The following is a 13343-nucleotide window of genomic DNA, read 5'->3' as shown; positions in this document are numbered from 1 at the left end:
AACATCTTTTCTCTGGAGCGTGAGACGATGAAAGTCTTGCTAGCGACCGATTGTTCTCAGCAGGCGGCAGCGGCCGCAAAATTCCTGCGCTCGCTGAAATTCACCGCGCCGATGAGCTTGACGATCATCACCGCGCTCGGCGACCCCTACGGGTCAAGCCCGGAGTCGACACAGCATTGGTTTCCCGAACTGCTTCGACAAGAACGTGCGCGGGCGGAAGATCACCAGGCCGAGATGGCAAAGTTATTGCGGGAGCGTTGCACACGCATCGACACGATCTGTCGTCCGGGCCATCCGGTCAAAGTCGTCTTGGGCGAAGCCAAGGATTTAGACTGTGATCTAATCGTCATCGGCGCCCGCGGCCACTCGTTCTTCGGCCGTTTGTTGATCGGCAGCGTCTCGGACAGCATCGCCACGCACGCCAAGTGCTCGGTGTTGGTCGTCCGCCCGCCGGAAGAGGAGGATGACAAACGCGACGCCGATGCGTCCAACGCAAATCGAATCTTGATCGGTTACGACAGCTCGAAAGCGTCTCGCGATGCCGTCGAAGAGATCATGGCACTCGATTGGCAGCCCGACACCGAGGTCGAATTGCTGAGCGTGGCTCCGATCTACGATTATCTGCTCGGCAACGGATTGTCGACGGCCGCGATCGCCAACGAAGAGGAGATTTTCAAGGAGATGAAGCAGGGTGGCGATCAGATGAAGGACTGCTTGACCGACAAATTGCCCAAGACAAAATCGGTGATCATTCACGACCAGAGGGTCGGAGACGCGATTGCCGATCTGGCGGAAAAAAGTGATTCCGATTTGGTCGTCGTCGGCGACTCCGGTCACAGCTTGCTGGACGACTTCCTGCTCGGCAGCACCACGAAATACGTGTTGCGTCATGCCCCCTGTAGCGTCTGGATCTCTAGGCACCACCGCACCAACCCCGAGCCAGACACGTCCGCGACCACGGCCGACGCGGTCCCCAAGGGTGCTTCAGAATGAGATCGACTGCAGCGGGGCCGCGTTGGGGTGACAGTAGCGGGCGGCAAAGCCCGTGAGTGATTCGACACTGGGCAGCGCGAGCTTTTGTCGCGCTCGCCTCAAGTGCGTGTGAACGGTGCTCGCGCTGACGTCCAAACGCTCGGCGATTTCACGGGTCGGACAGCCCAACGCCACCCATCCCAGAATCTCTCGCTCTCGATCGGTCAGCGTTTTCAGTTCGCTCGGGATCAACACCGACAACACGCACACGGCGACCTCCGGACGGTCCAGCGGCCACAACCATTCTCGTGAATGTTGGCCGCGTTTGTTCTCCAGCTCAAGCGTCGCCTTTTCACCGAGCGTGACGACCTTGGAAAAAGCCAACTTGGCCCGTTCGGTCGATTCACCGGTCAAGTGCTTCCATGCCAAATCACCAGGTTTCCAGGACGGCTTTCGATCGCTACGCCAAATCACTTGGCCTCGCCAGTCGCAGATCGTGACATTTATTCCATCCAGCATCACATCAGACATTAGGAATCGCCATCATATTGCTCGTATTGCGATGTTTCACGGTGCCCAACTCCCGTACAACTTGGCCTTCTTGATTCGGACATTGTTCGTCGCAAATCCACCTCCAGGCGAGACCGGGGCAATCTCGCCGGGAGGCTTCGAAGCAATGCCGGACATAATGGATCTACTCCATTGCGACTTTTCGACGCGGCGAGTTCTGATTAGTTCCACGTCATGGTGAACAAAGGCGTTCCGATCGTAGTCGTTGTGCGTCTTGTAGCACCGTCGCTGACGGGGTTGGCCGCCATTTCATCAGTTGCTGATCGACCGCTGCGCAAGAAAAAGCTTCTCCGCCGTGCCGGCTCGCGAGACGGGTTCGCCAAGCGGTTTTGACCACGTCGTCCGTCTAGCACGCGTCGTTTGATGGCGAATACCGTAACGCCCTGCGACAAAGAGTGGAGCGAACGCTGCAAGTGTCATCGCTGGGCAACACATCGCAGCGGCCATCCAGCTCGAATCGTCCCTGCATCACTGCACATACGCTTCGGCCGCGTATTGATTGCTCAGTCGCGTGCTGCTGTCGCACGGCAGCGTACGATAGGTGTACCCGGCCGCCTTGACCGCGTCTTTGACCGGATTGAACTCCGAAAACGAATCATCCCAAACGGCGATCAAGACATGAAATTGCCCGGGCTGAAATTCGGCCTTCAAACCCGTGACCAATTCGGACAGCGATTGCTCGGTCACCGGCGATCCGCGGTGTGGCTTCGGCGTCACACGCGTCAACGAGCGACTGTGCTGAAGCACAAAGAAATCGTCGCGATTGACGCCTTCGCTGGGGCCGGTTTGCAACAGGTACCAACGCCCGTACCGCAGCAACACGACCGCTTCATCGGTCATGCTACGACTTAAGGGGCGGAATTCAACGGACCGTTCGGACTGGGTTCGGATCGCACTGGCGCTGGCCGCTTGGTCGGCGATTTGTTGCTTCACGTCCGCGATTTGCTGTTCCAGTTCGGACTGGTTCGCCAATTGATCCCGCAGCGCTCGCTGTTGTTCTTCCTTCAGGTGATCGGTCCGGCCGGCGTGGCGTCGCGCCAGCGAGAGCGTCTGCTCCAGGGATCGCAACCGATCCGATTTGGCCATCACGTCGCCGCCGGGGTCCAGTTGCTGCATGATTTCTTGCTGAGCCTGGATCGCGGCGGCGGCCTGCCGGATCTTTGCCTCCACCAGCGCCGTGCTGACCGGCACCGGCGGCTCGTCGAGCGCGTCCTCGGGTTCCGCCGGCGCAGTCCCACGGGCGATGATCAACAACGCCGCCAGCAGCGTCAAAAACATCACGCCCCCAAACACATTCGACACCGTGTCCAGCAGCAGTTCCAGTGAATCGTCTTCGTTGCTGTTTGTCCTCCGCCGGCTCATCGTGCGTCTCCTTCGATCGGCACGTCACCCTGAACCGTGATCTCGGAATCCTCGTCCAACAACTCCAACGCCAGATTGAATCCGGCCTGACGAAAATCAGACAACAAGACGGCACCGGCACCTGCCACCGAAGGACGCAGCACCAGGATGAGGGATCGCGTCTGAGTCTTCTCCGCTAACACGTCACGGATTTGGGCAACCGTCTGCATCGGGATCTGTTTGCGGTCGTACGACACGGTGGTCACGTCGGTGGGGTGGAGCACATCGAACAGTTCCGCGTAGCTGTCTCGCAAATCGACGACCCACATCGGACGCGTTGGGCTTGCGGTGGTCTTGAATGCGACCAGTTTGCCACTGCGGTGGAGCACTTGCTCTTGTTTCAGAGACTCTAACTTTTCCCGAAGTCGCTCCCGCAACTCGAGAATCTCTTTGCGCTGCTGGCTCATCTGCTGGGATGCCACTTGCTGCTGCAACTTCTCTGCCTGCGCCTTCGCCTGGTCGGCCTGACGAACCAGTCCGGCGAGTTCCGATTGAGCGGCCTGGATGTCACCGTCCAGGTCGCGTGCGGTTGCATCGAGCAATTCTTGGTTGTCGCGACGCAGTTGTTTTAGCTGCTGTTCCAGCTGTTCCAAGTCCTGGAAGGGATCTTCAATCGCCTCGTCCGGCGGCGGCGTGGCAGCGGCGGCGTTGGAGGAATCATCGGCCAGCTTTTCCTGCAACTCTGCCGCTCGGGTCGCCAATCGCAGACTCAGCTGCACCACCAACAGCAACAGAATAAACAACATCACACCGGCGACACCGGTGATGATGTCTTGAAAGGCAAACAGATTGACGGTTTGCTCGCGTCGTCGACGTCTCATCGTGCATCACTCCGACACGATCGGGCCATCGATCACGACCGCGTCCGCTTCGCCTTCCTGAATCACTTCGACCGGTGCGAAACCCGATTCGTCGTCCTGAATCGATCCGGCCGCGGCCGGTTGTGGTTTCGTCTCGGTCGTCACATCGCCCGCGTCGGAATGTGCGATTCGGCTCAGCACCTCGCGCTGACAATACTCCGTGCATTCATCAAGAAACTCTTCTTCCTGTTTCTTCTGAAAGGTCATCGTCATCTGGACCAACAACGCAGCCATCAGGGCCAGCAGTGTCGTTTCGAAGGCCGTTGCCAGACCGCCCGTCACACCTTGGAGCGCACCGATCAATTTCGACGGGTCTTCGGTCTGACTGAGCACTCGGCCGAATCCGCCGATCGCAATCGACAGTCCCGAGACCGTCCCAATGAAACCGAGAATCGGAATCGCCCACACCAACCCGCGAATCAAATTGAAACTGGTTTCCATCACCGATTCGTCGTGCTCGGATTGCGTCCGCAAAATCTCGCCCAGATCCACCACACGGCTCAAGTTCCGTGCGTTAGACAGTCCGACTTCGATTCGATGCAGAAGCACAAACCGTTTGGGATCGTCACAGACTTCGTACAAGCGATGCAACACTTCGCTCACCCGGTCGACCGATAAGACAAAGTCGATTTGGTCCGGCATCACACGCAGCCGAAGCGTCTTTTGTTGCAGCTTCAGTTTCGCGCGTTTGAACCACAGGATCAGCATTGACCAGACGGAAAAGAAGACGATCACCGGCGGCGTCCAACCGCGTCGAATGAACATGTCCACGATCGGGTTGGAACCGATCGCGACGAACGATCCGAACAGGGCCACCGTGATCGCCGCGGCGATCAGGCCGGGCAACACGCTGCCCACGCGCGTGTAGCGTGCGCCCGCGAACCCGAAACGGCGTTCGATGTCGCGTCGCATCCAGACGAGTCGATCGTTACTGACCGGCGATGCATCCACCTTGTTCATTTCCTGGTCGTTGAGGGGGTTGAAGCGACAGAGCGTGGTGAGACGACACAGAGGATCGCGCCGCACTGCTGGGCGTCCGGATCGGTCACCCGGAGTGCCATTGACGTCTGCAGCGCGCCGATGTCGACGCGTTTCGTCTGCCCGGTTTGCGGATCGACCGGAAAAACAACCAGCGGATGGGAATCGGTCGGCTCGCTGAGGACCGCTTCGTAGTTTTCACCGTCCAGGGAGACCCAGCCGATCCAGCGCGGGGCCGGCGGACGGGGACTGCGGAACGCTTTGAATTCGGCAAGCATCCGTTCGACTCGATGGTTCCAGTCGTCCACACCCTCGAGCAACCGTCTTGCCTGCGTCACTTTGACCAGACGATCCACGTCTTCGGGCTCAGACGCCAACCAGTTGGTGTCCCAGTCGAAACCGGACGATTGCAAGGATTCGAGCCAATCACCAAAGGCCAACTTGATCGGAACGCTTCCCCGGACGGCAATCTCCAACACGCGGCGCATCCAAATCAGTCGATAGATCGGATCAAATTCCGGCTCGCTCTGAAACGTTCGCAACTCGCTGATCAAACGATACGCGACGGGAGTGAAGTCGGTCACCGTGACGTCGGTAACGCTCGGAACCATCTTGGCGGCGAATTGGCTGTGGCCCGACAATGCGACCTTGGGTAGCACTTCCTCACGAAACCGCAAGCCAAAGTTTTTCGTTTCACGCTCCAGCGAGAGATCCAACAGAACCGAAACAAGGTGCGCCCTTGGCGACTGTCGATCCGGTGCCTGTTCCGAATAGAACACGCTGCCACTGGGATCGGGATAGACATAGATGCGATGGACCAGCGGCGACCGAAACGCCGCACGCAGTTCTTGGATCGCCTCGTCACAGTCGGCAAGCGTTTGATACGTTGCCCGCCATCGGGTCGCCGGGATCGACAACGGATGCCCAGGCTCCAGCGATTCGGCGTGCTCGAGAGTCGCCAACCAGGCTTTCGCCAGCTCACCATCGACTGATTGCGGCTGTTGATAGGCGGGATGGCTCAACACATCGATCCAGGCCAGGGTGGCATCGATGGCGTCGGCACCCGGGGCGTCTCGCTGCAGCCGCTGGGCCAACGCGTCTCGGGGCCAATCGTCGACGAATTCCTGGATCGCTCGCCTGTACCGCTGGGCGTTCCCCACCGATCGCGTGATCGCCTGGACGCGTTTGTCGCGGTCGGTCTGTTTCTTTTCCTGCTGGGCGGACGCGGCAAGCATTTTGGCTGCCTGCTTGGCTGCCTCGCTCAGTTCCGGATTCCCCAATTGGTGATCGGCGGCAAATCGCCCCAATTCCTGTTGCAACTCAAAACGTCGTGCCGCCCGCCCGTCTTCATCAAGTTCGTCGGATTCAACACGAAGAAACCGCTCGACCTTGTCTTGCAGCGTCTCAAAGGCATGTGTCTGGTCGTTCGCCCGGGCGGCTTCTCGTTGCAACCGTTGCTCTTCCACTTTGGCAAGCATTTCGCTGGCGAACTGCCGCTCCTCGTCGCTGCGCGCCAACGTGTTCAATCGTTTGACGTCATCCGCATCGATGTCGGTCGTGGCAGACGATCGCATCTGATCGGCCAAGCGTTTGAATTCAGCCTTCCGTTCGGCTTCGCGGGTGATCGCCTGGTCGACCATTTCACGGCCGCGAACAAACGCGGGTTCGGATCGCGTGTCCTCGTCGAGCTGATCGAGAAAGTTGGATGCTTCGTCCCAGGCTTCCGCGACGACCAACTTGTCAAACTCGGCCTCGTGATCGACCAGCGTTCGCATGCGGTCCAGGGTGGTCAAGCCGAACGCGCCGACGACGGTCGCAAACAGGCACACGACACAGGCGACGGCGAACATCAGCCGACGCCGTTCCAGCATCCGTTCGGCCTGGACGTACTCTTCGGCGCGGTACCGCAACAGCGGCGAGAACTCCTCGCCCGACTGTTCGGCCGCCGACTCCGCCGCGGCCAACGCTTCGGCGACCTCTTCACGCGACGCACCGGTTTCCAGTGCACGCTGCAAGCGGTGGAGGACAGGGTCGACGTTTCGCTGAATCAAAAGGACACCGCAGGCTTGGAAGACAACACCAACCGCCGCGCAATCACGCCGCGTTGGCTCACTGAATCTCGATCAAATCCCGCTCCAAGCTTAGTTCGCTGGTGGTCCGCCCGGTACTCCCTTCCAGCCGTTCGAGCAAGGCTTCCAGCTCTTTTCGCATTTGACGGACCTCCGCATTGGTCACGCTCGCCCCGGTCGCGGCGATTTGACCTTCGTCTTCCGAACCGGATTCGGCCGATGCATCCTCCGAGCCGCCCGCTGGTTCTCCCCGCAGGTCGGCCAATTCGGTTTCCAAGTCAAAATCCTTGCCCGGCGGCGGCATCAATCGTGCGGCATCCAGCGCCTGCTCCAGCGCCGCTTGCGATTGCCCCCAACGACGATTGGACTGGGCCTGCTCGAGCAATTCTTTGGCCGCATCGACACGGCTCCGCCAATTCATCTCGCCCGACTCATCGCGGAACGCCAATTCCTCTTCACGATCGGCGATCGCCTGGGCCTGACGCTTTTGAGCCGATGCCGGTGACGAAGCAGGTGGCGGGAAACAGCCACCGCAAATCAGCAGCATGCAAACAATCAAGGATGGTTTGATCATCACCGTACTCATTCCAGATAGGTTTCTTTCATCTCGGCCAACAACGCATCGAGCAGTTCCGTTTCGCCGATCATCCCATTGTGACGAAAGACAATCTTGCCGCCCGGCGCGACCAAGACGGTGTGCGGTTCAGGGCCTTCCCACTGGGGATCCAAGGCCGCAATCAACGCATCCACATCCGGGTCGGTGAACAGATAATTGTTCGACGTTCGGCCTTCGGATTCGAGCGAGGGTTTCAATCGCGCCGGCAGGGCCGCTCGGTTTGCCGACAGAAAGGCGAGCACGCGGTCACGGTTTTTGGGCAGATCGGTGCTGATGGTGATTAATTCAAATTTTCGCAATCCCATCCGCCGCGAGACACGCGTCAGCCCCGGAAACTCTTCGACACAAGGCGCACACGTCGTGGACCAGACATTGAACAATCGATACTTGTCGGTATTGTTTTCGACCAACTTGGCCAGCCCCGCGGCGTCGATCTCATCGAGCGTCACTTCCGCCGATTGCCAACGCGTCTCGTCTTCTTCCACGTTGACGATCTTTTCACGCCACTTCGTCGAACAGCCGAACGGTTTGGTCACCGGTACAGGCACGGGGTTGCCGTTCAAGAGTGCGAGAACGGCGTCACGTGTTTCGCGTGACTTGACCGTCGCAGGATCTGGATAGCGGGAGTTGTCCAGACGCCCCTTGTATCGCAACTTTCGATCGGCATCAAAAACGAAAACATGGGGCGTTGCCAAACAGCCATAGCGCTTCGCCGTCGCTTGCGTGGCCCCGTCGTACAAATAGGGAAACGTGAATCCATGTTCTTTCGCATAGGGCGTCATGTCTTCGAAACTGTCGTCGTACTTGGAGTAGCCCAATTCGTCGGGCCGAAGTCCGTCTCCGGAATTGGGATTGATCGCGACGACCCTCACACCCCGGCCTTCGACTTCCCGAACCAAATCCATGAAACGCGGATCGTGGGCGTGACAGACCGGACAATGGTTGGACGTGAAATAAACGATCAACACTTTTCCGTCGGCAAAATCGTCGAGCGTCCAATCACGCCCGTCGATCCCCGGCAATTTGAAATCGGGTGCTCGATCACCGATTTCAAGCGTTTGCATACCGGGAGGAAAATCAGCGGCCAATGACCCTGTCGAAACACAACACAGGGCCAACAACGCGAGCAAGGCTTTGGGCATCAGGATCACTCGGGGAAAAGTGGCGAAATCGAATCGGGTTCCGGAGCCCCTGATTGTAACGAAATGCGGCGCGGGTTTCGTTGCGCGAAGCCGCCAATGTCACTTACGTTGACGCCAAGCGGAGTTTTTTTGTTAGCGGCAGGGCGCGAGCCCTCCGGTCTGTCACGGTGTTATTGAAGCGCAACCGGACGGCTCGCGCCATTCCGCTAACACCTTCAGAGCCAATGCCACTTGCGTTGACGCCAAGCGGAGGGTTTTTGTTAGCGGCAGGGCGCGAGCCCTCCGGTCTGTCACGGTGTTATTGAAGCGCAACCGGACGGCTCGCGCCGTTCCGCTAACTCCTTCAGAGCCAAAGTAAGTGGCATTGGGCGGGCGCCGCGGTTCACCGCTGAAACTCGTAAACACTCCCCAATTCGAGAAGTTCGGTCAGTTCGTCCAGGGCGGTGTAGGACTCGGTCATTAAGGCTGGGTCGGCCAGGTCGGCTGCGGTCAGCGAGTCTCGGTAGTGCCGATCGATCCAACCTTCCAATTGTCCTTCGAGCCGATCGGTCAACCAAACGCCTGGTGCGACCGCCGCCTGTTCCTCGGGCGTCAAAACGACCCGCAACCGCAGACAAGCCGGGCCGCCGCCGTTGTCCATGCTCTCTCGTAGGTCCACGAATTCGACTCGGTCAAACGTCTTGCCCTCGACCAACTCACCGAGCAACGTGTTCACGCCGGCGTGTTGTCGACAATCCTCCGGGGCGATCAAAACGGTTTCTCCAGTTTCCGTCGTGACGATCTGGCTGTTAAACAGGTACGTTGACACGGCATCGTCCAGGCTGACGCGTTGCTGGGGAACCTGGACGACTTGGATCGCGTCGTTGGTCGTCCGCCGCAAGTCTTCCATGACTCGCGCCGGTTGCTCAAAGGCTTGTTCATGACAAAGTAGCAGCTGACGATGCCCCACTGCGATGACATCGTTGTGGAACACGCCCGCATCGATGGCCCGCGGATTTTGTTTTGCGAACACCACTCGGTCCGGATCGAGATGATGCAAACGGGAAATCACTTCGCCGGCCGCTTTCGATTGGCGGGCCACAAACCGTTTGGGCCCCGACGCGTCATCGCCGCGACTGTCTGATCCGTAGACAAACATCTGCACGCCGGGGTCACCGAACGTGTCACAGAATCGCGTGTGATTGGCGGCACCTTCATCCCCCATGTCCGTCGAACTCGGCACCGCATCGTGATGCACAAAGAACCGTGGATCGGGAAAGATCCGTTTCAGCAGCGTCGCCGTCACGTCGGTTTCGCTGGCACGGTGCAAACTGGTGACCAGATTGGCCGGAGTGAAATGAACTCGTCGGTCGCCTGCATCGGCCGACGGACAAACCGTTGCGGCGTTCGCGGTCCACATACTGGAACTGGACATGGCGGTCGCCAGTAAATGTGGCGAGTGCTTCTGTGCGGTTGCCAACACCGCCGCGTCGTCACCGCTAAAACCCAACCGTCGCAACAGGGCCAGGTTGGGACGCGGTTGGGGAGGCAACAAAGCTTGGGGCACCTCCAACGCGCGCAGCCGCACCATTTTCGCGAGCCCCTGACGAGCCGCAGCGCGAGGATTGCTTGGTGCACGACGATGCGACCACGAGGCAAGGTTTCCCGGCCCCAGGCCGGCGAAGTTGTGCGTCGGTCCGATCAGACCATCGAAGTTGACTTCGACGGTGGTTGAATAAATCATGTTCGGCAGAGGGACTAAGCCAGAGAAACACCTGACGCTGGAAATGCTGGTTGTTGAGTCGTTGATTCGAATGGGTTATTGTCACGCTCCCATTGAGTGTCGATTGTAGCATTGATGAAATGGGAGAAACCCAATGGCGAGCTGAGACGATTCCACTGCTGCAGTTCCCTTACTCCAAGGCGGGGCCCTCCAAGGGAATGAAGAAACGGGCTTACGTGTTGGTGTCCAGCCTTTAGNNGACGCTTAACTTAGCGGTATTGGCCTTTAGGCGTCTCCCAACGACGCCGTCGGCGTCCGACGCGTGCGCGAAGATCGGCTAAAGCCTAGACACCAACACGTCTGCTGACCGCGTCGCATGGAGACACACTTTGAACGTCGAAGTCGAGCAACGATTCATTGCACCGTGATCTCAATCCCCGGCATGATCGTCGCAGGCATCGACAGCGAGTCCGACTCCAGCATCGCGGACGCATCGCTGCAGTAGTCGGCCGCGAAATAGCCGCTGGGGCGATGATTCCCCGACGCGCCCAGACCGCCGAACGGTAGACGACCGCTGGCACCGATCGTCGCTTGGTTCCAATTGACGACGCCGGCACGAATGCGGTTTCGAAAGACGTCGAACCTCTCGCGATCATCGGACAACAACGACGCCGACAATCCGTACGTGGTTCGATTCGCTTCTTCGATCGCCGCATCAAAGTCAGCGACACGGACGACTTGAAGCAGCGGTCCAAACACCTCTTCATCGATTCGATCGCCCATGCCGGTCACGTCGATCAGACCGGGGCGAATCAGCGCCGGATTACGGGGATCACGTTGTGCCGCAACCAAAGCCGTCGCGCCACCACACAGCAGTTTGTCTTGGGCGTCGAGTACCCGGTCGGCCGCGGCGGTCGAGATCAACGGCCCCATAAACGGTTCCGGATCCTCGCCGGGCAATCCAACACGCAAGGTCCTGCAATGTGCGGTGAGCCTTTCCAGCAACGGTTCCGCATTGGCGTCGTCCACCAAGACCAACCGCCGCGCACAGGTGCAGCGCTGGCCGGCGGTGACAAACGCCGAAACGGCGGTCAGATAGGCCGCGGCGCCGAGATCGTTGGCCCGATGAACGACCATCGGGTTGTTGCCGCCCATCTCCAACGCCAGCAACACCTGGGGCCGGCCCGCCAACGACCGATGGATCGCGCAACCGGCGGAGTAGCTGCCGGTGAACAGGACACCGTCGACCGCTTGCGACACCAGCGTGGCGCCGACCTTGCCGTCTCCCTGGACGGTCTGCAGCACGCCCGGTGGCAACCCGGCGGCTTGCCAAAGCTGGGCCAGCAACTCTCCCGTGCCCGGTGTCATTTCGCTGGGCTTGAACACGACCGTGTTCCCCGCGATCAACGCCGGAACGATGTGCCCGTTGGGCAAGTGTGCGGGAAAATTAAACGGCCCGAGCACCGCCATGACGCCGACGCCACGATAGACGACGCGTCCGATGCCTTGCGGCAGATCGAGCTGCTGTGGACCGCTGCGTTCGCGATAGGCTTGAATGGCCAACTTGACTTTCGCCGGAATCAGCTTCGCCTCGCCGACGGCTTCCCAATTGGGTTTACCGGTTTCGCGACTGATCTGTTGCGTGATCTGGTCCTGGCGCTGGGTCGCCGCCGCGGCAAATCGTTCCGCCACGGCGATGCGTTCCTCCACCGGCGTGGTCTGCCATGACGTCAGCGCGGACCGAGCGTTTGAGACTGCGTCGGCGACGTCTCTCTCTGTCGCGACAGTTCCTTCCCAAACCACTTCATCGGTTCCCGGAAAGCAGGCCACTAATGGCGGCGTTGACTCGGATGGTGCGGTCATGACGGTTTCCTCTCGTTAGACGGTGCGCCGCCCCAGAATACTTTGGCTGTTCCCTTCAGCGGCGAGACGATCAACGAATCCCCGATCGAAACGCCCAGGCTTTCTGCATCCTGTTGCTGCAGTTGGATTCCAGCGGTTGACCGCCGCGTCGCACAACCGATGCACCGAAAGGGACCGTCGGCGGTCGCCACCAGAGTGTCCATCACGCATTCGTTGCTCTCGGAGAACACACCCGCCAGCTCAACGTGACTCGATTCAACAATCGTCCGAATCGCCTTGCGGTCGCATCGAATGCACGGCCCGCCGTCGAAGATGTCGACCATTTGTGCCTCGTGGAAGCCCTCGGATTCGAGCAATCGTAACGCGGGCTCGGTGTTGGTGTGCACCTTGCCGATCACCTCGCGGGCCTGCTGGGGAAGCAGCGGTACATAAATCGGATGGCTCGGCATCAACTCCGCAATGAACCGTTTGTCTCGAAAGGACTGGGTGTCGGCAATCGGGAAATCGACCTGAAAAAAGTGGCGGCCGACGGCGTCCCAAAACGGAGATCGCCCGTCCTGGTCGATCACGCCCCTCATTTCCGCGATGACTTGACGATCGTAACGCTCAGGGTCGCGGGCGATCAACATGAATCGCGACAGCGACAACACGCGGCCTTTTCCACCACCGCGAAATTGCGGGTGTAAAAACAACGTCCCCAGCTCGGTCGGGCCGTCAAAGATCTTGGCCAAGTGCAACGTGTCGACCTCGGTCCGAACGTTCAACGCATCCGATCGATGGATGCTGCGTTCCAATCGAAACGCATAAAACGGCTCCCCTTTCTCGGAATCGCCGACGTGGGTGAACAAGCCCGCGGTCCCGATCACGCGTTGCTCGGCAGCTTCGACCCACACCAGCAACGGTGACTGGCCACACTCCGATTCTTCAATCCGCTTGGCCAGCCGCTCGCGGTCCGGCGTCAGGGTGGTCAGCCCGAACGTCGACTGGCCGGCCAAATCGAACAAAGTATCCAGGTCTTGCGGTCGGACGAGCCGGATGTGGTGCATCGATGGGATCCTAGGGAAAGCAAGGCGATGTTGACCGTCAATCAGGAGTCGCTGCTCGCTGCAAGAAACGTCGATTCTGTTACTGCAGGATTTGGCAACCGACTTCGTTTCTCTCCCTCTGGGA

Annotated in this window: 11 protein-coding genes; 1 reads left to right on the top strand and 10 read right to left on the bottom strand. The window is 59.5% G+C overall.

Features of this window, described 5'->3' with window-relative positions; all coding sequences use genetic code 11:
- Window positions 1-27 precede the first annotated feature (27 nt).
- The gene (locus tag NZK35_RS01045; RefSeq protein ID WP_259630744.1) at window positions 28-993 is read left to right on the top strand and encodes a universal stress protein; all 966 of its coding nucleotides are present in this window, start codon (window positions 28-30) and stop codon (window positions 991-993) included.
- Here the strand turns inward: NZK35_RS01045 and NZK35_RS01040 are convergent.
- The 10 genes from NZK35_RS01040 to NZK35_RS00995 form a co-directional block, all read right to left on the bottom strand.
- Complete coding sequence (locus NZK35_RS01040) at window positions 985-1503, bottom strand: helix-turn-helix transcriptional regulator (RefSeq protein WP_259630743.1); 519 nt, start codon at window positions 1501-1503, stop codon at window positions 985-987. The two genes, NZK35_RS01045 and NZK35_RS01040, sit on opposite strands and share 9 nt — an antisense overlap.
- Before the next feature lie 507 nt (window positions 1504-2010).
- A complete protein-coding gene (locus tag NZK35_RS01035; protein WP_259630742.1) occupies window positions 2011-2904 on the bottom strand; it encodes a hypothetical protein in 894 nt (297 codons plus the stop codon).
- Window positions 2901-3764, bottom strand: a complete 864-nt coding sequence (locus tag NZK35_RS01030; protein WP_259630741.1) for a hypothetical protein — start codon at window positions 3762-3764, stop codon at window positions 2901-2903. Before NZK35_RS01030 ends, NZK35_RS01035 begins: the two co-directional genes overlap by 4 nt.
- Before the next feature lie 6 nt (window positions 3765-3770).
- Window positions 3771-4763 carry a MotA/TolQ/ExbB proton channel family protein gene (locus NZK35_RS01025; protein ID WP_259630740.1) on the bottom strand — a complete coding sequence of 331 codons (993 nt, stop codon included), beginning with the start codon at window positions 4761-4763 and terminating at the stop codon, window positions 3771-3773.
- Complete coding sequence (locus NZK35_RS01020; protein WP_259630739.1) at window positions 4760-6832, bottom strand: hypothetical protein; 2073 nt, start codon at window positions 6830-6832, stop codon at window positions 4760-4762. The genes NZK35_RS01025 and NZK35_RS01020 overlap by 4 nt, the downstream gene beginning before the upstream one ends.
- Before the next feature lie 58 nt (window positions 6833-6890).
- A complete protein-coding gene (locus NZK35_RS01015) occupies window positions 6891-7424 on the bottom strand; it encodes a hypothetical protein (RefSeq protein WP_259630738.1) in 534 nt (177 codons plus the stop codon).
- An 8-nt stretch (window positions 7425-7432) separates the two neighbouring features.
- Window positions 7433-8608, bottom strand: a complete 1176-nt coding sequence (locus NZK35_RS01010; protein WP_259630737.1) for a redoxin domain-containing protein — start codon at window positions 8606-8608, stop codon at window positions 7433-7435.
- Between the two features lie 382 nt (window positions 8609-8990).
- Window positions 8991-10331, bottom strand: a complete 1341-nt coding sequence (gene astB, locus NZK35_RS01005) for an N-succinylarginine dihydrolase (protein WP_259630736.1) — start codon at window positions 10329-10331, stop codon at window positions 8991-8993.
- Between the two features lie 393 nt (window positions 10332-10724).
- A complete protein-coding gene (gene astD, locus NZK35_RS01000; protein WP_259630735.1) occupies window positions 10725-12173 on the bottom strand; it encodes a succinylglutamate-semialdehyde dehydrogenase in 1449 nt (482 codons plus the stop codon).
- Window positions 12170-13219, bottom strand: coding sequence for an arginine N-succinyltransferase (locus NZK35_RS00995; protein ID WP_259630734.1), 1050 nt, complete (start codon window positions 13217-13219; stop codon window positions 12170-12172). Before NZK35_RS00995 ends, astD begins: the two co-directional genes overlap by 4 nt.
- Window positions 13220-13343 lie beyond the last annotated feature (124 nt).

The organism is Stieleria sedimenti, from assembly GCF_025060895.1.
Classification (GTDB): Bacteria; Planctomycetota; Planctomycetia; order Pirellulales; family Pirellulaceae; genus Stieleria; species Stieleria sedimenti.
This window is presented reverse-complemented; position numbering and strand designations above follow the sequence as displayed.

Bases quoted from the DNA above. Each gene is read 5' to 3' on its own strand.
- NZK35_RS01015 (WP_259630738.1), bottom strand. From the start codon at position 7,424: ATGATCAAACCATCCTTGATTGTTTGCATGCTGCTGATTTGCGGTGGC.
- NZK35_RS01010 (WP_259630737.1), bottom strand. From the start codon at position 8,608: ATGCCCAAAGCCTTGCTCGCGTTGTTGGCCCTGTGTTGTGTTTCGACA.
- astD (WP_259630735.1), bottom strand. From the start codon at position 12,173: ATGACCGCACCATCCGAGTCAACGCCGCCATTAGTGGCCTGCTTTCCG.
- NZK35_RS01025 (WP_259630740.1), bottom strand. From the start codon at position 4,763: ATGAACAAGGTGGATGCATCGCCGGTCAGTAACGATCGACTCGTCTGG.
- NZK35_RS00995 (WP_259630734.1), bottom strand. From the start codon at position 13,219: ATGCACCACATCCGGCTCGTCCGACCGCAAGACCTGGATACTTTGTTC.
- NZK35_RS01040 (WP_259630743.1), bottom strand. From the start codon at position 1,503: ATGTCTGATGTGATGCTGGATGGAATAAATGTCACGATCTGCGACTGG.
- astB (WP_259630736.1), bottom strand. From the start codon at position 10,331: ATGATTTATTCAACCACCGTCGAAGTCAACTTCGATGGTCTGATCGGA.
- NZK35_RS01030 (WP_259630741.1), bottom strand. From the start codon at position 3,764: ATGAGACGTCGACGACGCGAGCAAACCGTCAATCTGTTTGCCTTTCAA.
- NZK35_RS01035 (WP_259630742.1), bottom strand. From the start codon at position 2,904: ATGAGCCGGCGGAGGACAAACAGCAACGAAGACGATTCACTGGAACTG.
- NZK35_RS01045 (WP_259630744.1), top strand. From the start codon at position 28: ATGAAAGTCTTGCTAGCGACCGATTGTTCTCAGCAGGCGGCAGCGGCC.